The sequence below is a fragment of the Sorangium sp. KYC3313 genome (assembly GCF_052075895.1).
Taxonomy (GTDB): Bacteria; Myxococcota_A; Polyangia; order Polyangiales; family Polyangiaceae; genus Sorangium; species Sorangium cellulosum_B.
The window spans coordinates 12164451-12186913 of sequence record NZ_CP197255.1 but is presented as its reverse complement, the minus strand read 5'-3'; the positions used below and the strand labels follow the sequence as shown (position 1 = coordinate 12186913).

Genomic DNA, 22463 nt, shown 5'->3' with positions numbered 1-22463 from the left:
CGCCGCGCGCCTTCTCGGTGACGGCAGGGGAGGCGCGCCGCGCGGGCGGCGCGCTCCCGAAGGCTCAAACAGTGGGCGCGGACAGGTTCATCGGTTTCGTTTCTGTCTCCGGAGGTCTCCATGCGTGACATCTTCAGCTTCTTCGAGAAGCCCAAGGACCCGCTGTCGTTCAGCGCCATCCGCATCTCGCTCGCGAGCCCGGAGAAGATCCGCGAGTGGTCGCACGGCGAGGTGAAGAAGCCGGAGACCATCAACTACCGGACGTTCAAGCCGGAGCGCGATGGTCTGTTCTGCGCCAAGATCTTCGGGCCTGTGAAGGACTACGAGTGCAACTGCGGCAAGTACAAGCGCATGAAGCACCGTGGCATCGTGTGCGAGAAGTGCGGCGTCGAGGTCATCCAGTCGAAGGTCCGGCGCGAGCGGCTCGGGCACATCTCGCTGGCCACGCCGGTCGCCCACATCTGGTTCCTGAAGAGCCTGCCGTCGCGCATCGGCAACATGCTCGACATCACGCTCAAGGACCTGGAGAAGGTGCTTTATTGCGAGGCGTACATCGTCATCGATCCCAAGGAGACTGGCCTCATGCGGGGCGATCTCCTGAGCGAGGAGCGGTATCTGCAGCTCCTCGACGAGTACGGTGACGACAAGTTCAGCGCCGGCATGGGCGGCGAGGCGATCCTCGAGATGCTCAAGCAGGTCGACGTCCACGGCCTGGCGGAGCTGCTCAGGACGGAGATGCGCGCCGCGACCAGCGAGGCCAAGCGGAAGAAGCTCGCGAAGCGCCTCAAGGTCGTCGAGGCGTTCCGTGAGAGCGGCAACCGGCCCGAGTGGATGATGCTGACCGTGATCCCGGTGCTCCCGCCGGATCTGCGCCCGCTCGTCCCCCTGGACGGCGGCCGCTTCGCGACCAGCGATCTCAACGACCTCTACCGCCGCGTCATCAACCGCAACAACCGCCTGAAGCGGCTCCTCGAGCTGAACGCGCCGGAGATCATCATCCGGAACGAGCGCCGGATGCTGCAGGAGGCGGTCGACGCGCTGTTCGACAACGGCCGCCGCGGCAAGACGATCACCGGCCCGAACAAGCGCCCGCTCAAGTCGCTCTCCGACATGCTGAAGGGCAAGCAGGGCCGGTTCCGCCAGAACCTGCTCGGCAAGCGCGTCGACTACTCGGGCCGCTCCGTCATCGTCGTGGGCCCGACGCTGCGCCTGCACCAGTGCGGCCTGCCCAAGAAGATGGCGCTCGAGCTCTTCAAGCCGTTCATCTACAACAAGCTGGAAGAGCGCGGCTACGTCAACACCATCAAGAGCGCCAAGAAGATGGTGGAGAAGGAGCGCCCGGAGGTCTGGGACATCCTCGAGGAGGTCATCAGCGAGCACCCGGTGCTCCTGAACCGCGCCCCGACGCTCCACCGCCTCGGCATCCAGGCGTTCGAGCCCGTCCTCATCGAGGGCAAGGCGATCCAGCTGCACCCGCTGGTCTGCGCGGCGTTCAACGCCGACTTCGACGGCGACCAGATGGCGGTCCACGTGCCGCTGTCGGTCGAGGCGCAGATGGAGGCGCGCGTGCTCATGATGAGCACGAACAACATCCTCTCGCCCGCGAGCGGCAAGCCGATCATCAACCCGACGCAGGACATCGTGCTCGGGCTCTACTACGCGACCCGCGAGCGGAAGTTCGAGAAGGGGTCGTACCGCGCGGACACCCTCGCCTTCGGCGAGGACGGCGTGGCGCAGGGCTACCTGCGCGGCGTCTACGCCTCCCTCGAGGAGGTGCGGATGGCGTACGACAACGGCGAGGTCGCGCTGCACGCCGGCGTCCGCGTCCGCGTCCCGATCATCGACGACGAGGGCAACCCGCAGCTCGACGAGTTCGGCCACGTGAAGCGCCGCATCGTCGAGACGACGGTGGGCCGCGTCATCATCTCCGAGGTCCTCCCGAAGGGGGTCGCGTTCGAGTACGCGAACAAGACCCTCGACAAGAAGGCGCTCTCGGCGCTCATCGACGTCTGCTACCGCATCCACCGCAACAAGGAGACCGTCCTCCTCGCGGACCGGCTCCGCACGCTCGGCTTCGACCACGCGATGCGGGCGGGTATCTCGATCTGCATGGATCACATGGTGATCCCGCCGGCCAAGAAGGTGCTCCTCGGCGAGGCGCAGAAGGAGGTCGAGCGCGTCGTCGAGCAGTACCAGGAGGGGCTCATCACCGACGGCGAGCGGTACAACAAGATCGTCGATATCTGGGCGAGCATCGCCGACCAGGTCACGACCGAGATGATGGCCGGCATCGGCAAGGAGACGGTCGTCGACCACGAGACGGGCAAGGAGTCGATCGAGCCGAGCTTCAACCCGATCTACATCATGGCCGACTCCGGCGCGCGCGGCTCCACGCAGCAGATCCGGCAGCTGGCCGCGATGCGCGGCCTGATGGCCAAGCCGTCCGGCGAGATCATCGAGACGCCGATCACCGCGAACTTCCGCGAGGGTCTCAGCGTGCTCCAGTACTTCATCTCGACGCACGGCGCCCGGAAGGGGCTCGCCGACACGGCGCTCAAGACGGCGAACTCCGGGTACCTCACCCGGCGGCTCGTCGACGTGGCGCAGGACGCGGTCATCTCCGAGTTCGACTGCGGCACGCTCGACGGCATCCGCGTGGCGAAGCTCGAGGAGGCCGGCGAGGTCATCCAGCCGCTCGGCGACCGCATCCTCGGCCGCGTCGCGCTGGAGGACGTCGTCGACCCGCTCACCGGCGAGGTGCTCATCACGGCGAACACCGAGCTCGACGAGCAGGCGGTGCGGTCCATCGAGGACGCCGGCATCGAGGAGGTCGTCATCCGCTCGGTGCTCACGTGCCAGCTCCGCCGCGGGGTCTGCGCGCTGTGCTACGGGCGTGACCTCGCGCGCGGCTACCGGGTCAACATCGGCGAGGCGGTGGGCATCATCGCCGCCCAGTCGATCGGCGAGCCGGGCACGCAGCTCACGATGCGCACCTTCCACATCGGCGGCACCGCGGCGCGCGGCAAGATCGAGGCGAGCTACCTCGAGGCCCGCACCGAGGGCACCGTCCGCCTCCGCCGCGCGGTCGTCCAGAAGAAGAAGGACGGCACCATGGTGGTCATGAACCGCCACGGCGAGATCGTGGTGGTCGACGAGACGGGGCGCGAGCGCGAGCACAACCGCCTCGTCTACGGCGCCATCCTCAAGAAGGCCGACGGCGAGCGCACCAAGCCCGGCGAGCTGCTCGCCGAGTGGGACCAGTTCGCGACGCCGATCCTCACCGAGGTCTCCGGCGTGGTGAAGTTCGGCGACCTCATCGAGGGCGTCAGCGTGCAGGATCGCCTCGACGAGGTGACGGGCCTCTCGCGAAAGGTCGTCATCGAGTCGAAGGCGGCCGACGTCCGCCCGCGCATCTCGCTGAAGGACCCGGAGTCGGGCAAGACGCTGAAGCTCCCGAACAGCGAGCTCGAGGCGCGCTACCTGCTCCCTGTCGGCGCCCACATCGTCGCGCAGGAGGGGGATCTCATCGAGGCCGGCGAGGTCATCGCCAAGATCCCGCGCGACACGACGAAGGTGCAGGACATCACCGGCGGTCTGCCCCGCGTCGCCGAGCTGTTCGAGGCCCGAAAGCCGAAGGATCACGCGATCATCAGCGAGATCGACGGCGAGGTCACGTTCGGCAAGGACACGAAGGGCAAGCGGAAGGTCATCATCACGCCGTACTCGCCGGACGGGCACGCGCTCGGCGATCAGGCGCGCGAGTACCTGATCCCGAAGGGCAAGCACATCCAGGTGCAGCCGGGTGACCGGGTGCGCGCGGGCGACCCCCTCCAGGACGGCCCGCCGAACCCGCACGACATCCTCCGGGTGAAGGGCGAGAAGGAGCTCTCGGCCTGGCTCGTGAACGAGATCCAGCAGGTGTACCGGCTCCAGGGCGTCGGCATCAACGACAAGCACATCGAGGTCATCGTCCGGCAGATGCTCCGGCGGGTCCGGGTGCGCGAGGTCGGCGACACGAATTTCCTGGTGGACGAGCAGGTCGAGAAGCACATCTTCGAGAAGGAGAACGAGACCGTGCTCGAGCGCGGCGGCAAGCCCGCCATCGCCGAGGCGCTCCTCCTCGGCATCACCAAGGCCAGCCTGTCGACCGAGTCGTTCATCAGCGCCTCGTCGTTCCAGGAGACGACCAAGGTGCTCACCGAGGCCGCGATCAACGGCAAGACGGACGATCTCCGCGGTCTCAAGGAGAACGTCATCATGGGCCGCCTGATCCCGGCCGGGACGGGGCTGCCTGCCTACAAGCGCCTCCAGGTCGTGGTCGAGGGCGAGCCGGTGGCGCAAGCGCCGTACGTCGCCCCCCGGCCGCGTCCCGAGGAGACGCTCACGGCCGTGAACGAGGAGTAGCGGCTTGCAGGCGCGCCCAGGGCGGGATCCAACCCCGACCCCGGGCGCGCCGCCCATCTCGCGAAGCGCGCTCGCGGCGGCTCGGGAGGCGTTTTGCCCTTCGCCCCCGGCTCACCGGGCTGGCGAGCCGCGCCGGACGTGGCGCGCGCGCCTACCCGGAGCCAGTCTTCACTTCCACGTCGCAGCGTATCGGGTCGCGCGGGCATCGCCAGCCAACCGGCGTCGGCTGGAATGCTCACGGGGCTCGCGCGCCGCGCCGAGCTCTGCTCTCATTCCTCGAGCGCACCCCATGGCTGCATACGCCGCGAGCGGCTGGCCAGCTCTCCCCGCGTGCTCCCGTTCCGCGAGGGTTCTTGGGCGCGCCACCTCCAATTTCTGGGTAGAATCAGGGTTTCGATGGCTTCCGTTCAAGGATTGAACCAGCGGATTGCCGATCGCCTCGTCCTCGAGGGGCGCATCACCCCGGACGATCACCGTCGTGCGGTGGAGTACGCGATGCGTACGCGCGGCCGCATCGAGGACGTCATCATCGAGCTCGACATCGTCAACGAGGCCGAGCTCCTGAAGTTCATCGCGACCGTCCACAACACCCGCTTCGTCTCGACCGAGAAGCTCTCGAAGGCGATCATCGAGCCCCGCGTGCTCGCCAAGGTCTCGGCGATCACCGCGACGTTGCACGGCGTCTTCCCGGTGCTGCTCGACGATCGGAACACGACGCTCTCGGTCGCGACGGCGGATCCCGACAACGACGTCGCGCTGCACGAGATCCGGCTCGCCGCGGGCGTGCGGGACGTACGCGCCATCGTCGCCAGGCCGGCGGCGGTCCGCGCGGCCATCGCGTACCACTACCGGGGCGACACGACCGCGTTCAACTCGCTGCTGCGCCCGGTCAACTCGTTCGACGAGATCCTCTACACCAACAGCAATAACCCGTTCGAGCGCGCGTCGATGACGCACGAGCGCGCCTCGATCACGCACGAGCGCGCGTCGATGACGCACGTGCCGGCGGTGGTCCCGCAGCCGGCGCACGGGCAGACGATGCACGGGCAGACGATGCACGGGCTGCAGGCGCACGCGGCGCCCACGCAGGCGGCGCCGATGCACCCGCAGGCGATGCACGTGCAGCCGGCGCACGCGGCGCCCACGCAGGCGGCGCCGGTGCCTGCAGCGCTCGTCACGGCGCCGCAGGTGCCCGCGGTGATGCGGGCGCCCTCCGCACCGCCCCGCGTGGCCCCGGCCGGGCCCCCGCCCACGCCGGTGCCCCCATCGCCGCCCCCCCAGCAGCACGTCGCTCCCGCGCCGATCTCCGCGCCGGTCGCCGCGGCGCCGCCCCCGCCGCCGCCGCATCCGACGACGACCCACGCGTACGTCGAGACGCTCAACGTCCTCGTGAGCCTGCTCGAGAACGCGCGGCAAGACCTTCGAGGCCACTCCTCCACGGTCGCCCGCATCGTGCGCAAGCTCTGCGAGCGCATCGGCCTGCCGCCGACGACGGTCGCGAGCTACGTGGCCTCGGCCTACCTGCACGACCTCGGCAAGAACGGCCCGTACCACCTCACCGCGCTCAACGTGGCCGAGTACGAGGGGCACCGGCTCGCCGCGACGAAGAGCGTCGATCTTCCGGCGCACCTCATGGAGTCGGTGGGGCTGCCGCAGGAGGTCGTCTCGGCGATCAGCATGATGTACGAGCGCTACGACGGCAGCGGCTTCCCCGATGGCCTGTCCGGCAAGGAGATCCCGCTCGGCGCGCGCATCCTCGCGGTCGCGGACACCTACGCCGATCTCACGCAGAACCCGCGCAACCCGTACCGCAAGGCGCTCCGCCCGCCGGAGGCCTGCGACGTGCTCGCGCAGTACCGCGCCACCATCTTCGATCCGAACATCGTCGATCTCTTCCGCCAGGTCATGACGGGCGACGACATGCGCGCGAAGCTGCTCTCCGATCGGCACCAGGCGCTCATCGTCGACCCGGATCCCGAGGAGACGACGGTGCTCGAGCTGCGCCTGCTCGAGCAGGGCTTCGAGGTCTCGATCGCGCGCAACGTGGCGCAGGCGCGCCGCGAGCTCGAGACGAAGGACATCGAGGTGGTCGTCAGCGAGATCGACCTCGAGGAGCCCGACGCCGGCCTCGCGCTCCGCGCCGACGCGCTGAAGCTCGGCTTCGGCCGCGACAAGACGTGGGTCATCCTCACCGCGAAGACGGACCGGCAGACCGCCCAGCGCGCCTTCGATCTCGGCGTCGACGACTTCGTCTCGAAGCCGGCGTCGACCGACGTCATGGCCGCCAAGCTCCGCCAGCTCATCGAGCGGCGCTCCACGACCGCCGTCCCCCGCGGCGTGTCCGGCTCGCTCGCCGAGATGGGCCTGCCGGACATGATCCAGATCCTCTGGCACGGCCGGAAGACGTGCGCGCTCAAGATCCAGGCGAACTCCATGGCCGGCGAGATCCACTTCGCCGATGGGCAGGTCGTCCATGCGCTCTGGGCCGGCGCGCAGGGCGAGGACGCGTTCTACCGGATGCTCACGCTCCGGGAGGGCGACTTCCGCCTCGACCCGAGCTTCTCGCCCAGCACCCGCAGCATCACCGCGTCACCCGAGGCGCTGCTCCTCGAAGGGATGCGGCGCCTCGACGAAGGGACCTTGTCCTAGGCGCGCCGCGCTGGAGGCCCCTTGAAGAGCCCCGTCTGCATCGAGACCCCGCGGCTGCGCCTCTTCATCGCTCCCGTCGAGCTCGCTGGCCGCTACCTCGCCTATTTCGAGCGCAACCGCGACCACCTGGCGCGGTGGGATCCGCCGCGCCCCGAGGGCTTCTACACCGAGGCGTTCTGGCGCGAGCGCCTCCTCCGCGACCACGAGGACTTCGCCGCGGATCGCGCGCTCCGCCTCGCGCTGCAGTGGCGCGGCGCCCCCGGCGGCGAGGTGATCGGGGTCTGCAACTTCACGCAGTTCGTCCGCGGCGCCTTCCAGGCCGCGACCCTCGGCTACTCGCTCGACCAGCGCGCCGTGGGCTCGGGCCTGATGTTCGAGGCGATCGAGGCGGCGATCGCGTACATGTTCGACACGCTCGGCTTCCACCGGGTGATGGCGAACTACCTGCCGCACAACGAGCGCAGCGGCCGGCTGCTCCGGCGCCTCGGCTTCGCCGTCGAGGGGTATGCGCGCGACTACCTGTTCATCGACGGCGCCTGGCGCGATCACGTCCTGACCGCGCTGACCAACCCGAGGTCCGCGCCTCCGGGTGGGTCGCGAACGACGGGGGCAGCGCACCCCGTCCGCGGCGCCGGCCCCCGCCACGGTTGATCCGGCCGCTCCTGTGATCGCGCCGCTGCGCGGCGTCCTGGCCGCTCGCCCCTGCCGGGCGGCGACCAGACGGCAACCAGGCGAGAACGCTGAAGATTGCGGCTTCCCGGCCCGCGACCGCCGCGCGCCGCGTCTTGCCCCGCAGCGGGCGCCGCCCTAGCTTGTCCCGAGGCGTGGACCGCGGGTGCGGCCGCGACCCGGAGGCACATGTACGGTCCGCAAGGCAACGGTGGCGGCAGCGCACGCAGGCCAGCGCAGCGCTCGACGAAGGTCACGGTCCCCGAGATCCGCTCGCGCAAAGGGGTCTCGCCGATCGCGATGGTGACGGCCTACGACTTCACGATGGCGCGGCTGCTCGACGAGGGCGGCGCCGATCTGCTGCTCGTCGGCGACTCGCTGGGGATGGTCGTGCAGGGGCACACGACGACGCTCCCCGTGACGGTCGAGGAGATCTGTTACCACGGGCGCGCGGTGGCGCGTGGCGCGCGGCGGGCCCACGTCGTGGGCGACATGCCGTTCATGAGCTTCCAGCTCTCTCCGATGCACGCGCTCGAGAACGCCGGGCGCATGATGAAGGAGGGCAGCTTCGAGAGCATCAAGCTCGAGGGGGGCGAGGAGATCGCCGAGCACGTGCGCCGGATCGTCGCCGCGGGCATCCCGGTGATGGGCCACCTCGGGCTCACGCCGCAGTCGGTGCACGCGATGGGCGGCTTCAAGGTGCAGGGCAAGGGCGACGAGGCGGCCGAGCGCCTCATCGCCGACGCGCGCGTCCTCGACGAGGCGGGCGCCTACGCGATCGTGCTCGAGGCCATCCCGCCGGATCTCGCGCAGGAGGTGACCGCCGCGGTCTCCGTCCCGACGATCGGGATCGGCGCCGGGGCCGGCTGCGACGGGCAGGTGCTCGTCTGTTACGACCTGCTCGGGATGTTCCGCGAGCTGACGCCGAAGTTCGCGAAGCGCTTCGCCGAGGTCGGCGACCAGATCGTGGAGGCGACGCGCGCCTACGTGGACGAGGTGCAGTCGCGCTCGTTCCCCGCTGCAGAGCACAGCTTCAAGCCGAACGGGCCTCGCCGGGCCGCCAGCGTGCCCGCCGCGCCGGCCAAGACCGAGTTCGCGCCGGCCGACGAGATCCCCCCGCACTGGCAGACGCACTGAGCGCGGCAGCGCGGTGCGGCGCGGTCGGTTGACGCGACTCGACGCCGGCTGCTCCGCGCCGGCAGGCACGGGCAAGCGCGCCGGAGGGGGCCAGCCTCAGCTCGCCTGGCCTTCCGCCGGCTCCTGCCGCCCTCCGATGGCGCGCAGCAAGAGCTCGACCGCGAGCAACAGGAGCAGCAGCAGCGCGACGTAGGGCGACCCGTCGATGGATGCGGCCATGCCGCCCAGCTCGGCCGCGCGGGCGCTCTCGGCGACGCGCCGCGGGCGGAGGTCGATCTCGCGCTCCGGGACCGACACGACGCGCGTCGAGCGCTCGCCGTCCAGGGTGAGCTCGTAGAGGCCGGCGAGCGGCGGAGACACGCGCAGGCGCCGCTCGACCTCGGCGACGGGGAGCGCCTCGCGCGACCGCGAGCCCTGCGAGGCCCCGTCGCGGTCGACCCGCACGCGCTCGACCTTGACGTCGTGGTAGCCGTCGAACGTCCACAGCTCGCCCGCGGCGAGGCGCCGCGCGCCGCCGCGGGCGCGCGCGGCGCCGACGAAGCCGTCGAGCAACGACAGGAACGCGGGCCGCAGCGCGACGTCGCTCTCCTCCGTGCTGAGCGGCAGCGTCATGAACAGCACCACGCCGCGCCCGAGCGGGCGGCGCACGAGGAACGGGGCGCCGTCCGCCCACCGGGCGAGCACCTCGGCGCCCTCCGAGGCCTCCGCGCCCAGCGTCGCCCGGCCGCGCGGGGCGACGTCGGCGAGGCCGGGCGCGGACGGGCCGAGCCAGCCCGCCGTCGCCGGATCCACGCCGGGCACCGGGGAGGCCGACCAGCGGACGACGCCCGGGACCAGCGGTTCGAACCCGGCGCCGAGCGGCGCTGCGGCGGCGCGCTGGCCGAGCGTCAGCAGCGCGACGCCGCCGCGCTCGACCCACGCGGCGAGCGAGCGGCGCACCTCCGGCGTGAAGCCGGGCGCATCGTCGATGATGAGCCCCGCGTGCGCGGCCAGCTCGTCCGCGTGCTCCGGAACCGAGGGCAGCGGCCTGATCTGCGCTTCCAGGTCGAGCGCCGAGAGGGCTTGCTCGAGCGGCGGCGGGCCGCCCGTCTCGACGTGCGTGGTCGCGGGGTCGACCACGACCGCGATCGAGAGCGGGCCGCCGGCGGAGATGATCGGGGCGCGATCGTCCTCGGCGATCGCGTCGCCGCCGGTGAGCGCGGCGATCAGGATCTCGGGCGTCCCGGCCGGGAGGTCGATCGAGAGCTCCTCGGCACGCAGGGCCGGATCGAGCGCGACCTTGCCGAGCACGGCGTCGCCGGCGCGCACCTCGAGGGATCGCCCCGCCGCGGCGGAGGCGCCTGTCGCCGAGGCGCCTGCGGCGGCCGAGCCCGCGGCGGGCGGCGCGTCCGCGCCGCCGTCTCGCTGCGCGACGGCGACGTCGGGCCCGCGCGCCGCGGTCGACGCGGCGGTGCAGACGACGCGGACGCGCGCCTTCTGGCCGGCTCGATCGGCGCGCACGATCCCGCAGTCCTGGCCCGTCGCCTCGAGCTCCTGGAGCGGCACCCACGTGGCGATGTCGGGGGTGCCCGAGATGGGCGGGGCGCCGGGCGTGCCGTCCGCCAGGTCGCTGAGGAGCACGATGCGTTTGTCGCTCTGCGGCAGGCCACGGAGCAGATCGCGGGCGAGCGCGAGGGCGCCGTCGATGTCGGTGGCGCGGTCCGACGGCGCTACCGCGGCGAGCGCCTCGCCGACGGCGGCGAGGTTGGTGGTCGACGCGAGGGCGACGCGGGCCGGGGCGCCCGCGAGGACGAGCGCCGCGGCGTCGCCGGGAGCGAGGCCGCCGGCGAGCTCGCGCGCGGCCGTGAGCGCGCGCTCGAACCGCGAGGGCGCGTGCGAGGAATCGTTGATCGACCGCCCGTCGCGCGCGGCGCCCTCGGCGCCGTCCGGGCGCGCCCGCATGCTGAGCGAGTCGTCGACGACGATGGCGAGCGCGACCGACGCGCCGGCCCTGCGGCTGAGCGACAGGTGCGAGCAGCGCAGGAGCGGCGTCGCGCCGAGCACCGCGAGCGCGAGCACCGAGACGGCCCGGGTCGCGAAGAGGGCGCGGTCCTCGAGGAGGCTCCGGCGCCGGGCCGCCGGCGGCGTGGGCGGGACCAGGCGCGCCGGCGGGAACGGCCGCTCCTCGGCGCGGCGACGGCGCAGGAGGTGCGCGGCGACCGGCGCGCCGACGAGCAGCGCGACCAGCAGCGCGCCGAGCGTGACGAAGCTCATCGGCGCACCTCGGCGATCGCCTGCACGAGCGCGCGGACGACGTCGGTCGGAGGATCGGCGCTCGTCGCGCGGAGCAGGCGGCCGCCGCGCGACGCGAGCGCCCGCGACCAGGCCTCGGCCAGGGCGGCGAGGCGCGCCTGGTACTGCGCGCGGACCGCGCCCGCGTCGGCCTCCACGACCGCGCCGCCCTCCAGCGCGCGGAGGCGCACGTTGCCCTCGAAGTCGAGCGTCGCCTCGCTGGGATCGAGGACCTGGAGGGCGATCAGCGTGCGGCCGCCGGTGCTGAGCGACGTGAACGCCGAGAGCGCGCGATCGGCGCCCGACGGGGCCGCGCCGGATTCATGAGCGAGATCGATGAGATCCGAGATGAGCAGGACGACGGCGCCGCGGCGGGCCTTCTTCGCGATGGGCGCGAGCGCGCGCTCGACGGCGCCGGCGTCGCCGCTCCAGTCCTGGGCGGCGGAGGTGGCCTCGAGGGCGCCGACGATCCGCTCGAACGCCTCGCGCCCCGCCATCGCGGGCAGGCCGTGGGTGCCGGCGCCGCCGAGCCAGGCGAGCCCCACCGGGTCGCCGGTGGCGAGCGCGACGCGGGCCATGGCCGCGGCGATGAGCGCCGCGTAGGCCAGCTTGGCGCCGGGCGCGCGCCGGCCGCGGTACGACATCGAGGCGGTCGCGTCGACGCACAGCCACAGGGCGCGATCGGTCTCGGTCTCGAACTCGCGCACCATGAGGCGATCGTGGCGGAGCAGGGCGCGGCGATCGAAGAAGCGGAGATCGTCGCCGGGCACATAGGGCCGCTGGCCGCCGAACTCCACGCCCGCGCCCTTGCGGACGCTCCGGTGCATGCCGGCGTAGACGCCCTCGGCGACGGCGCGCGACTTGAGGCGGAGCGGGGCGAGCCCGCCCCAGTCGATGGGGAACGCGGCGAGCGAGGCGCGGTCGGAGGCGAGCGGCACGGTGTCGCTTCTTAGCCTGGATCCACCGGGCGATCACCTCGCGGCAGCGGCGCGTCGGCGCTGCGGGTGGACGCGCGGCTGCCGTGCGTCGGCGCTGCGGGGTGGACGCGCGGCAGCCGCGCGCCGGCGGCGCGCCGAGCCGCGCTCGGGGACGCTCCTCGGCTCCCTCCCTCGCGCGCCTTTCTCGTGGGCTTTCCCGTTCTTCCGGGGGCGAGGGCTTGCCGATGCGACGCCCGCCGCACATCAGCTCCGTGGAATGGCTGACGAGAAGAGGCCGGCGTCGCGCGCGTGGCTCGGGTACCTGCTGATCGCGATCGGGATCCTGGTCCTTTCCGGGATCGTCAGGTCACGAGGGCGCCCGTTCGTGCCGTACGACGAGGCGGTCGCCGAGGTGCGGCGCGGGGAGATCTCCGCTGCGATCGTGAAGCCCGACGAGATCGAGCTGATCCGCCGCGAGAGCCCGCAACGACCGGAGGAGCGCGTCCGCGTGACGCGGCTGCCCGGCGTCGAGGACGAGCCGCTCGTGAGGGCGCTGCTCGACAAGCAGGTCCGCATCGAGGCGAAGAGCCCCCAGACGTCGGTGTGGGTGCAGGTGGCGATCTGGATGTTGCCGCTCCTCCTCATCAATGTGGCGTTCTTCATGATGCTGCGGCGGGCGGGGCAGGGGGCCGGCGGGCCGCTCGGGTTCCTGCGCAGCAAGGCGAAGATCTACGATCGATCCAGGCAGGATCCGGTGCGCTTCTCGGACGTGGCCGGCGTCGACGAGGCCAAGGACGAGCTCGTCGAGGTCGTCGACTTCCTCAAGGAGCCCTCGAGGTACCGCTCGCTGGGCGGGCGGATCCCGCGCGGCCTCCTGCTCATCGGGCCGCCAGGCACCGGCAAGACGCTGCTCGCGCGGGCGGTGGCGGGCGAGGCGAACGTGCCGTTCTTCTCGCTGAACGCGAGCGAGTTCGTCGAGATGTTCGTGGGGCTCGGGGCCGCGCGGGTCCGCGAGCTCTTCGAGGAGGCGCGCAAGAGCGCGCCCAGCATCGTGTTCATCGACGAGATCGACGCCGTGGGCAGGACCCGGGGCGGCCTCGGCGCCCTCGCGACCCACGACGAGCGAGAGCAGACGCTCCACCAGCTCCTCGCCGAGCTCGACGGCTTCGACGCGCGCACCACCGTGATCCTGATGGCCGCCACCAACCGCCCCGAGGTGCTCGATCCGGCGCTCCTGCGGCCCGGGCGCTTCGATCGCCAGGTCATCGTGGATCGGCCCGATCTGCGGGGCCGCGAGGCGATCCTCGCCGTCCACGCGCGGCGGGTGCCGCTCGCGAGCGACGTCGATCTCGGGCTCGTGGCGCGCCGCACGCCGGGCATGGTCGGCGCCGATCTCGCGAAGATCGTCAACGAGGCCGCGCTGTCCGGGGCGCGGCGCGGCGCGAGGGAGATCGGACAGGCCGATTTCGACGAGGCGCTCGATCGCTCGCAGCTCGGGCTCCGGCGCCGCGGGCAGATCATGACCGCGGAGGAGCGGCGGCGCGTGGCCTACCACGAGGCCGGGCACGCCCTCGTCGCGCTCGCGCTGCCGGCCGCCGATCCGGTGGAGCGGGTGTCCATCGTGGCCCGCACGATCGGCGCGCTCGGCGTCACGATCCAGGTGCCCCGCGACGAGCGCCAGCTGGTCACCGAGCAGGAGATCGAGTCGCGCGTCACGGTGATGCTCGGGGGCAGGGCGGCGGAGGAGCTCGCGCTGGGGCAGGTGTCGAGCGGCGCGCACGACGATCTCGGGCGCGCGACGGCGCTCGTCCGCGAGATGGTGACCCGCCTCGGGATGAGCCGGCGCCTCGGGCTGGCCGCGCTCGCGCGCACCGTCGGCGCGCCGATGCTCGGCGTGCTCCAGGAGGAGCGCACGTGCAGCGAGGAGACCGCCCGCGAGGTCGACGAGGAGGTGAGGGAGCGGCTCGGCGAGATGTACCTGAAGGCCAAGCAGCTGCTCGTCGATCGCCGCGAGGGCCTCGAGGCGGTCGCGGAGGCGCTCGTGCTCAAGGAGACGCTGCGCGGCGAGGAGCTGCAGGAGATCGCGGCCGTGTCGACGCGGCGGAAGATCGCCGTGGGCCCGCCGAGCGCGGCGTGAGCCTCAGGCCGCGCGCCGCCGGCGCCTGAGGCCGCCCGCGAGCGCGGCGAGCGACAGGCCGGCGGCCGCCCAGGGCCGGCCGCCGGCGCTGCCGCGCGGCGCGCCCCCGGACGCGCGGCAGGCGCAGCCGCCGTCCTCCTCCGCGAGCTCGCCGCCGCCTGCCGGGGCCTCCGGCTCGCTGACGCCGATCCCTCGCACCGCGATCCTCTGCACGGGCCGGTCGGGGTCGTTGGACTCGACGAGGACGGTCGCCGCGAACTCGCCGCTGGCCTTCGGCGCGAAGCGGATCGCGAGGTCGATCTCCGTTTCCGGGTCGATCCCGAGCGCCGCGTCCGCGAGCTCGAAGCTCTCCGCGTCGTCGGTCGTCACGACGGCATCGAGCAGCGCCTCTCCCGCGTTCGAGAGCCGGACGAGCTCCACGTTGGCCTGCCCCACCTCCACGGCGCCGAAATCGATCTCCTGCTTGTCCAGCGCGAGGTCCGGGAGCGGCACATGGACGCGCTCGCTCTCGAAGACCCATTCGCGCTCGGTGAGCGGAAAGGCGAGCGGGATGTCGGCGAGCGGGATCGACCACGAGCGGCCCAGCAGGCTGACGCTGAACGCGGGGACGAGGTGGAGCGTGCCGTCGTACCGCACCGAGCCCTCCGGACGAACGTTGAGCTCGACCGACGGGCCTCCCAGGTAGTCCACGGAGGAGGCTCCGCCTTCGGAGGTGACGTCGCCTCCGCTCACCGTCGCCTGATCGAGCGTCTCGATGGCCACGCGATGGGTCGTGTAGCGGGCCGCGACGTCCATCGCGATGTCGAGCTCGAACCTCCCGTCGATGCCGGGGATCGAGCCGCCGATGAGGTCGCCGAGCGACACGGACGCAACGCGCTGCAGCGCGGTGGAGCTCTCCAGCGTGATGCCCGGCTCCCAGCCCCAGGCGTCGAACTGCTCTCGGGCGTGCACCCGGAAATCGATCTGGGGCACATAGGGGATATCACCCGTCCAGTCGAAGTCCTGGCCCAGGACGGAAACGCTGATGCGTCCCTGTGCGCTGACATCGAGTCCGATATCGCAGCTGAACACGCCTCCTTCCGGGGCGCCTGGCGCCTTGAGCGCGAGCGCCTCTGGCCACGACGCCTCGAGCGCTCCGCTCAACGAGATCTGGGTGTCGGCGTAGACCGCCGCCCCGAGGCTGACTTGGAGCGGTGAGCCCGGCGGGACCCAGCCTGTATCGAAGTCGAGCCCGAGCGGGATGGCGTCTTTGCGCTGGAACGTGAGCGGTCCCCGCGCGCACTGGAGCGGGTCGTCCGCGCACGGCACGGCGAGCGAGTCGTACGCCGAAGCGGCCGCGGGGGCGAAGAGGGCGAGCGCGGCGGCGGCGCAGGGGAGAGCGCGCCGCCGCCGGGGCCGAGCAGAGCGGAGAGCCGCGAGGGCTGCGCCGCCGGACAGCAAGGAACGCATGAGAACGATTACCACGATCCTCGCGCTCCACGCCATAGCCGCAGCCCCCGATGGCGGCGCGCCAGGCACGTCCCAGCTGCGTTTCAGCTGCGTTCCAGCGCGTCCTAGCGCGCCCCGAACAGCGTGCCGACCACGATGCCCGCGGCCGCGCAGAGAATGGCCACCACGGTCCAGAGGATGAGCTCACGCGATGCGCCGCCCGCCGTCGGAGCAGGGCCAGCGGGCGTCTCGCGGACCACCGCGGCCGTGCGTTCGGGCAGCGCCCTGCGCACCGCGCTCTCCCTGGGCGTCACCGGCTTGTCGACGTGGCCGACGCCCGAGACGGAAGCACCGTCCTGGACGGGCGCGGCGTAATCCAGGCCGGTCCGCTCGAGCGCGAGATCGGTGATCGAGACGGCGTCCGCGAGGCTCGCGGGGGTGTGGTGCACGACGCGCCGTTCTTCTCGGCAGGCGCGCAGGGCGTCGGCGAACGCCCTGGCGCTCGGGTGCCGCTCGGAAGGGCTCTTGGCGAGGGCCCTCAGGATGACGGCCTCCAGGCCGGCCGAGATGAGCCCGGAGCGCTCGCTGGCGCGCGGCGGCAGCGGCTGCTCGGCGATCTGCGCCGTCATCACGGCGATGGGCGTCCGCTTGTTGAACGGCACGGCGCCGACCGCCATCTCGTAGAGGATGCAGCCGAGCGCGTAGATGTCGCTGCGCGGGTCGACGTCCTCCCCGCGCACCTGCTCAGGCGCCATGTACTCCGGCGTCCCGAAGATCATGTCTTTCTCGGTGAGCCCGGTCGTCTGCTGCTCGCCGTGCACCACCTTCGCGAGCCCGAAATCGACCACCCGGACGCGGCCCGCGAAGGGTGACGGCGCGGCGCCCGCGCGCCCGTCCGGGCGCTCGATGAGCACGTTGGCCGGCTTGAGATCGCGGTGCACCACGCCCGCCGCGTGCGCCGTCTCCAGCGCGGCGCAGATCTGCAGGGCGATCTCGATCGCCAGGTCGATCTCGATCGGCGCGTGGTCCCGCAGGAGCTCCTCGAGCGAGCTGCCGTCGATGTGCTCCAGCGCGATCACGAGGAGCCCGCCCTCCTCGACGAAGTCGAGCATCCGGACGACGTGAGGGCCCTCGACGCGCTCCAGGATGGCGGCCTCCCGGTGATAGCGCCTGAAGATCTGGGGCGTGCCCGAGAGGTGCCTGTGGATCACCTTCAGCGCGACGCGCTGGCCGTCCTCGTCGCGGGTGGCGCGGTAGACGACGCCGGAGGCCCCCTCGCCGATGACGGACTCGACGGTGTACCGCGATGCGACGCCGTGCCCGGCGGGCAGGCGATCGGGCGCGGGCTGCAGCGAGGTCACCGCCCACCGCCCGCGTCCGCCGGGATCGGCGGCGCGGGATCCGGCGAAGGCGCCCTGAGGTGCAGCTCCGTCGACGAGGTGCAGGCGCGCACGATCTTCGGGCTGAGCTCGATGGGATCGAGCCGCGCGGCGGGGTCGGCCTCGCGCCACGCGGCGCACGCGGTCTCGGCGAGCCCTGTGGCGTCGAGCGCGACGTAGGCCTCGAGCAGGTGCCGCTGCACCGTGGCGATCTGCACCCGGGCGAGATCGCCGTAGCCGAGCAGGCGGCTCGCCCGCGCCACGGCGTCGATGTAGCGGCCGCTCCGCACGTCGCCGGCGAGCTGCGGCAGCTCGGCGTCGACCCGGCGCTGGGCGTCGCGCGCGCGGCCGGCCCCCTCGGAGCGCACCAGCGCGCCGGAGCTCGCGGCCTCGGCCTTGCCCTCGGCCGTGAGCGGCAGATCCGTGAGCGGGACGAGGATCACCATGCCGCGGCGCAGCGGGTCCTGCTTGAGGTGGTTGTACTTGTCGAGCATCCACGCCTGGTCCCGCTTGCCCAGGAAGCGATAGGCGATGGTGAGCAGGGTGTCGTGCTGGCCGACGACGTACCGCAGGTTGTACGGCACGATGATCTCCTGCCCGTCGGTCGGCTCGAGCCAGGGCCACGTGTCGTTCGAGATCGCGAGGACGTCGCTCCGGTCGGCGGTGCCGAGCAGCCGCTCCGCGAGGATCGCCCAGGTCTCGCCCGCGGTGACGCGGTGGTGGCCGAGCGCGGGCACCTCCAGCCGCAGGCCGGGCATGATCGGCACGCCGGCGCCCGCGTCGAGCGCGTTGGCGGCGACGAGCACCTGCTCCATCTGCACGCGTCCGTAGGTGCGCTCCGCGATCTGCGCGAGGGTCTCGCCCTTGCGGACGACGTGCGGGAACGCCGCCGCGGCGCTGCCGACCAGCGTCGTCGCCGCGAGGGCGCCCACGGAAAACCAAGCTCGCCGAGGCATCACGCCGCCGAGGGTACCAGGGGATCGCGCGCCGTGGGACGCCGCGCGACCGCTCGCGCGGCGGCGCGCGGGGAACGTTTGCCACGATTTCGTCGCGCCCGTGGTTTCGTGCCAGAGTGCGCGCGACGCATGAAAGACATGACGACGTCCGGCAGGATCCCGACGTGGCTCTCGCGGCGCTCGCCTGCGGCGGCGCGGCTCCTCACGGCCGGCCTGCTCGGGCTGGCGACGCCGGGCTGCCTCGTCCGGCAGGGGCTGTACGACGAGGCGCGCGCGGAGATCCAGAGAGAGCGCGAGGCGGGTGACAAGGCGCGGGCCGAGGTCCAGAGCGCCCGCGCCGAGGCCCAGAGCGCCCGCGCCGAGGCCGCGCAGCGGTCCGCGCAGGCCGCCGTCATCGAGGAGGAGCTGGCGCGCCTTTCGGACGACCTCCGGGCGCGCGATCTCAGGCTGTCCGAGGCGACGACGGCCGAGGCGGGGCTCGCGCGGCGGCTCGACGAGCTCGCCGCCATGAACGAGGAGCTGTCCGCGCGGCTCCGGAGCGCCGGGCAGAGCGTGGGGCAGCTCGCCGGGGAGCGGGGCAGCCTGTCGGCGGAGCTCGCGGAGACGCGGGCCAAGCTCGACGATCTGCGCCGGAAGCAGGCCGCAGCGGAGGCGCGGGCGGCCGGGATCCGCGACGCCGTGGAGCGGCTGAAGGGCGCGGCCTTCGCGGGGAAGGTCCGTGTCGGGCTCCGCGGCGGGCAGCTCGTCATCGAGGTGCCGAGCGACGCGCTGTTCAACGGCGCGAGGGCCGAGCTCACGCAGGGAGGGCGGGCGGCGCTGGACGAGATCGCCGGCGTGCTCCGGACGATGCCGGCCTTTCGCTTTCAGGTCGCCGCGCACACGGACAACGACCGGAAGGCGATGAAGAGCGCGAGGTTTTCGTCGAGCTGGGATCTCTCGGCGGCGAGGGCAACGGCGGTGGTCAAGCGGCTCGTCGAGCGCGGGATGTCGCCGCGGAGCCTGTCGACGGTCGGCTATGGCGAGTTCAGCCCGGTCGGGCCGAACGACACGGCGGCAGGGCGGGCGAGGAACCGGCGGATCGAGATCGCGCTGGTGGCGGAGCAGGAGCATCCGACCGGCGCGGACGCGGAGGCCGGCGGCCGGTAACGCGCGTGTGGTGGCGGCCGTTCATGCGTAGGTCAGGAGCGTGACGCCGAGGATCTCGGCGGCGAGGGAAGATCGGTTTCTGAAGAGGTCCACGAGGACCTCGTGGCGCATCGCCGGAGCGCGCACGCCGCGAGGATGCACAGCGCCGGCGTCACGACCATGTGATACCGGTCCTCGCCGAAGAACACGGCGTGCGTCAGCGCCACCGACGCGACCGCGAACGCCAGGTAGCCGACGACACCCCCGTTCGCGGGCCGGCCCGGCAGCGGCAGCGCGGCGATCAGCGGGATCGCCACCGCGAGCGGCCAGAACGCGTGCCCGTCGCCGAGCACCCCGAGCGCGACCAGCCCGAGCACCGCCGCGAGCGCGAGGAGCTGCGCGACGAGCTCCCGCCGCGGCCTCCGCCGCGGCATCGCCACGACCCCGAGCGCCGCGGTGGACAGCAGGGCGAGGTGCGACGCCGTGAGCACGCGGCGCCCCGCCGCGCGCCGCTCCTCGGGCCACGCCGCAGGGTTCGCCTCGCCGAGATAGCCGATCGGGAACGACTCGTGATCGAAGGTGAAGCCCAGCTTCCTCGGGATCAGGGCCAGCCAGCGACCGGGGTCCTCCTTGATCCACTGAAGCCCCGCGGCCATCCAGCAGCGGTCCTGCGCCACCTGGCCGCGCGCGATCGGGCAGCCGTCGCCCGCGCGCAGCGTCTCGAAGCGGCCCGTCGCGCGCGGGAACGCGCCGATGGCGAGGTTCCAGCCGCCGTTCGTCGAGACGAGCGCGCAGCCGTCCATCACGCGGCAGTTGCGGATCGTCCACGGCGCCACCACCGCGAGGGCCGTCGCGGCCGCGAGCGCCGCCGCGAGCGCGCCGCGCTTCCACGCGGCCGCCCCTCCAGCCGCCGTCGCCGCCGTTCCTCCGGGCGCGGACGCCGCCGGGCCGCGCATGGCCAGCAGCGCGAGCGCCGGCGCGCAGAGCAGGCTCTGCGGTCGTACCAGCGCCGAGAGCCCGAGCGCCACGCCCGCGAGGACCGCGCCGCGGGCCGGGCGACCGCGCGCGGCGTCGCGCGCGAGCAGCCACGGCGCCGTCACCAGGCCGAGCGCCGCGAGCGGCTCCGTCATGACGAGCGCCGCATAGACGATGAGCCCCGGCGAGAGCGCCGCGAGGAGCGCCGCCACGCGGGCGCGCGCCGGCGTGGTCGCGTACCGGGCGAGGCGATGGACCACGACGACGAGCAGCGCGCCGGTCACCGCGTTCGCGACGGTCGCCGCGTGCGGCCCGGCGCCGAACAGCCGGTAGACGAGGGCGAGGAACCCGCTGTAGCCGACCGGATAATGGCACCACGGGTGCCAGACCGCCTGGCCCCCGACGATGAGATCGTCCGAGTAGCCGAGCCCGGCGGCGATGCGGCGCGCGCCGAAATCGTAGTAATGGCCGTCCCACACGGGCTCGCGCGCCCACGCGATCGCCACGTAGAGCCGCGGCAGCAGCGCGAGCGCGAACGCGAGCGCCGAGAACGCGAGATCCCCGCCGGCGCGTGCTGATGTGCCGCACGTGCCGCGCCCGTCGCGCCCGCCTCCGATCCGCGCCGCCCCGTCGCTTCCGCGCGACGCCTCAGCCATGCGGCTTGGCGCGCGAGCCCGCGGAGATCTCGCGCAGGCGACGCATGTAGGTCTTCGCCACCTGCGCCGGATCGAGCCGCAGGTACTTGGCAATTTCCTGAACGAATCCCTGTACGTAGACGGTCGCGGGCAGGTCGCCTATCGCCTCGTTCTCGATCGCCTGGAGGTGCGCCAGCGAGATCTTGGTCCGCTGCGAGATGTCGGTGAGCTCGACCCCCTGCGACTCGCGCACCTTGCGGAGCAGCGCGCCGCTGAACTGCGTCTCGGCGTTGATCTCGCGCGCGAGCTCGGCCTGGAGCATGGCGAGCTCGGCCGCGGCGGCGGCGTTCTCGGCGCGCACCGGGCCGAGCTGCGTGCGCGGATCGTCCGGGTAGGTCGAGAGATCGTACGCGCGGCGGCGCACCGGATCGAGGAGGGTGTCGTGCGCCTCCTCGATGCGCGCCTGCTCCTTCTGGAGCACCGCGGGGCTCAGCACGCTGACCACGGGCAGGCTCCCCTCCCGGTAGGTGTCGCGCTGGCGCTTGTAGGCGCGCCGGATCTCGTCGTCGGCGGCCGTCCGCGCGAGGCCGAGCGCCTCGTAGAGCGTCGGCGGCGCGGCGCTCTTCGAGGCGGCGGCGAGGGCGCGCGCGTGCGCCTCGGCCGGGCGGGAGTCGCGCGCGGCGAGCAGCGCGAGGATGCGCCGGGCCACGCGCTCGAGGTTGCGCGCGCTCTTCGACGTCGGGCTGTCGATGAGGAGCGGCTGGCGCCGGCGCGCGGTCAGCCACACCGCGTCGTCGTGCTCGATGTGCCCGAGGTAGTCGAGGGAGATGCCGAGGAAGCGCTCCGAGACGGCGCTCATCGCGGGGCCGAGCTCCAGATCCGAGCGGTGCCGGGTCTGGCTGACCACGAGGTGCGGCTTCACCCGCGGCAGCTGCGCGGCCGCGAGCGACGCGACCCCCTCGTCGAACCGCTTCACCTCCATGATGAAGTCGCGCGGCGTCGCGAGCGCCGGCAGCGACGCGGCCACCTTCTCCACGAGCCGGATCTTGAAGCGCTCCTTCATGAGCGCCCGGCGCAAGGTGCGCTGGTAGAGCGCGCGGCAGAAGCGGTAGGAGTGCTCGACCGCGAGCGGCTCGGGCGTTGTGGCGCAGATGCCGACGTCGGCGTGCAGGAAGAGGTCGAGCGTCGAGGAGCCGGTCGCCGCGCCGAGGCTGACGATCACGTAGTCGACGTCGAGCTCCTGGATCATCTTCATCCAGTAGGCGGCGCGGCTCGGCCGGAGCGGCGTGGCCGTCATCGGGTCGTACGCTGTCGGGACGAGCCGGAGCCCGGGCACCGTGGTCGCGATCGGCTCGGCCTTGCCCTCCTCGATGTCCTCGCGCGTGACGAGCGGCGGCGCCTCGATCCCCAGCGCGGCGTGCAGCCCCGGGCTGTAAGCGTCGGTGTCGATGATGATCACGTCGCGCCCGAGCTGCGCGAAGTACACCCCCAGGTTGACCGCGAGCGTCGCCTTGCCGACGCCCCCGCGGCCGCCTCCCACGGCGATCAGGCGGCGGGATCGCGAGCGGGAGAACGAGGTGATCTCGCCCGGCAGGGGGAGATCGTCGTCCGCCGAGCCGGGCGGGAGCGTCGAATAGCGCGGCGGAGGGTAGGACTCACCGGAGCTGGACAAGGTTCCTCTTCGTGCTCTTCGTGCGGCGCGCGGTAGTGCGCGGGCGGGGTGGTGCGGCGGCGAGCGGATGCGAGCGGCTCGCGGCGCGAGTCCCTCCTAGCACGCGCCG

13 protein-coding genes are annotated in these 22463 nt (G+C 72.8%); 6 read left to right on the top strand and 7 right to left on the bottom strand.

Annotated elements, in window-relative coordinates:
- Positions 1-120: 120 nt before the first annotated feature.
- The 4 genes from rpoC (at position 121) to panB (ending at position 8859) form a co-directional block, all read left to right on the top strand.
- Complete coding sequence (gene rpoC / locus ACSRUE_RS46355) at positions 121-4404, top strand: DNA-directed RNA polymerase subunit beta' (protein WP_437761908.1); 4284 nt, start codon at positions 121-123, stop codon at positions 4402-4404.
- A 396-nt stretch (positions 4405-4800) separates the two neighbouring features.
- Positions 4801-7053, top strand: coding sequence for an HD domain-containing phosphohydrolase (locus tag ACSRUE_RS46350; protein ID WP_437761907.1), 2253 nt, complete (start codon positions 4801-4803; stop codon positions 7051-7053).
- A 21-nt stretch (positions 7054-7074) separates the two neighbouring features.
- Positions 7075-7704 (top strand): GNAT family N-acetyltransferase, encoded by a 630-nt coding sequence (locus ACSRUE_RS46345; protein WP_441289141.1) that lies wholly within the window; start codon positions 7075-7077, stop codon positions 7702-7704.
- A gap of 207 nt (positions 7705-7911) precedes the next feature.
- The gene (panB, locus tag ACSRUE_RS46340; protein ID WP_437761905.1) at positions 7912-8859 is read left to right on the top strand and encodes a 3-methyl-2-oxobutanoate hydroxymethyltransferase; all 948 of its coding nucleotides are present in this window, start codon (positions 7912-7914) and stop codon (positions 8857-8859) included.
- Between the two features lie 96 nt (positions 8860-8955).
- Here the strand turns inward: panB and ACSRUE_RS46335 are convergent, their stop codons facing one another.
- Both ACSRUE_RS46335 and ACSRUE_RS46330 read right to left on the bottom strand, forming a co-directional pair.
- On the bottom strand, positions 8956-11112 hold the full coding sequence (locus ACSRUE_RS46335; protein ID WP_437761904.1) for a VWA domain-containing protein: 2157 nt from the start codon (positions 11110-11112) through the stop codon (positions 8956-8958).
- Positions 11109-12068: a DUF58 domain-containing protein gene (locus ACSRUE_RS46330; protein WP_437761903.1), complete on the bottom strand. Its 960-nt coding sequence runs from the start codon at positions 12066-12068 to the stop codon at positions 11109-11111. The genes ACSRUE_RS46335 and ACSRUE_RS46330 overlap by 4 nt, the downstream gene beginning before the upstream one ends.
- A gap of 256 nt (positions 12069-12324) precedes the next feature.
- Here ACSRUE_RS46330 and ftsH point away from each other — a divergent pair, with 256 nt between their 5' ends.
- Positions 12325-14184 (top strand): ATP-dependent zinc metalloprotease FtsH, encoded by a 1860-nt coding sequence (ftsH, locus tag ACSRUE_RS46325; protein WP_437761902.1) that lies wholly within the window; start codon positions 12325-12327, stop codon positions 14182-14184.
- Between the two features lie 3 nt (positions 14185-14187).
- Here the strand turns inward: ftsH and ACSRUE_RS46320 are convergent, their stop codons facing one another.
- The 3 genes from ACSRUE_RS46320 to ACSRUE_RS46310 form a co-directional block, all read right to left on the bottom strand.
- Entirely contained in the window at positions 14188-15633 is a 1446-nt protein-coding gene (locus tag ACSRUE_RS46320) for an Ig-like domain-containing protein (RefSeq protein ID WP_441289140.1), read from the bottom strand.
- 104 nt (positions 15634-15737) lie between these two features.
- Positions 15738-16973 (bottom strand): serine/threonine-protein kinase, encoded by a 1236-nt coding sequence (locus tag ACSRUE_RS46315; RefSeq protein ID WP_437761900.1) that lies wholly within the window; start codon positions 16971-16973, stop codon positions 15738-15740.
- Positions 16970-17923 (bottom strand): LysM peptidoglycan-binding domain-containing protein, encoded by a 954-nt coding sequence (locus ACSRUE_RS46310; protein ID WP_437761899.1) that lies wholly within the window; start codon positions 17921-17923, stop codon positions 16970-16972. The genes ACSRUE_RS46315 and ACSRUE_RS46310 overlap by 4 nt, the downstream gene beginning before the upstream one ends.
- Positions 17924-18076: 153 nt before the next feature.
- Between ACSRUE_RS46310 and ACSRUE_RS46305 the strand changes: the two genes are divergently transcribed.
- On the top strand, positions 18077-19093 hold the full coding sequence (locus ACSRUE_RS46305; RefSeq protein ID WP_441289139.1) for an OmpA family protein: 1017 nt from the start codon (positions 18077-18079) through the stop codon (positions 19091-19093).
- Positions 19094-19125: 32 nt separating this feature from the next.
- Here the strand turns inward: ACSRUE_RS46305 and ACSRUE_RS46300 are convergent, their stop codons facing one another.
- Together ACSRUE_RS46300 and ACSRUE_RS46295 are read right to left on the bottom strand one after the other, a co-directional pair.
- Positions 19126-20703 carry an ArnT family glycosyltransferase gene (locus ACSRUE_RS46300; RefSeq protein WP_441289138.1) on the bottom strand — a complete coding sequence of 526 codons (1578 nt, stop codon included), beginning with the start codon at positions 20701-20703 and terminating at the stop codon, positions 19126-19128.
- Positions 20696-22354, bottom strand: coding sequence for a helix-turn-helix domain-containing protein (locus tag ACSRUE_RS46295; protein WP_441289137.1), 1659 nt, complete (start codon positions 22352-22354; stop codon positions 20696-20698). The genes ACSRUE_RS46300 and ACSRUE_RS46295 overlap by 8 nt, the downstream gene beginning before the upstream one ends.
- Positions 22355-22463: the final 109 nt, after the last annotated feature.

What these genes read in the sequence shown, in the direction of transcription:
- rpoC (WP_437761908.1), top strand. Translation starts at nt 121, where the DNA reads ATGCGTGACATCTTCAGCTTCTTCGAGAAGCCCAAGGACCCGCTGTCG.
- ACSRUE_RS46350 (WP_437761907.1), top strand. Translation starts at nt 4,801, where the DNA reads ATGGCTTCCGTTCAAGGATTGAACCAGCGGATTGCCGATCGCCTCGTC.
- panB (WP_437761905.1), top strand. Translation starts at nt 7,912, where the DNA reads ATGTACGGTCCGCAAGGCAACGGTGGCGGCAGCGCACGCAGGCCAGCG.
- ACSRUE_RS46335 (WP_437761904.1), bottom strand. Translation starts at nt 11,112, where the DNA reads ATGAGCTTCGTCACGCTCGGCGCGCTGCTGGTCGCGCTGCTCGTCGGC.
- ftsH (WP_437761902.1), top strand. Translation starts at nt 12,325, where the DNA reads ATGGCTGACGAGAAGAGGCCGGCGTCGCGCGCGTGGCTCGGGTACCTG.
- ACSRUE_RS46320 (WP_441289140.1), bottom strand. Translation starts at nt 15,633, where the DNA reads ATGCGTTCCTTGCTGTCCGGCGGCGCAGCCCTCGCGGCTCTCCGCTCT.
- ACSRUE_RS46305 (WP_441289139.1), top strand. Translation starts at nt 18,077, where the DNA reads ATGAAAGACATGACGACGTCCGGCAGGATCCCGACGTGGCTCTCGCGG.
- ACSRUE_RS46300 (WP_441289138.1), bottom strand. Translation starts at nt 20,703, where the DNA reads ATGGCTGAGGCGTCGCGCGGAAGCGACGGGGCGGCGCGGATCGGAGGC.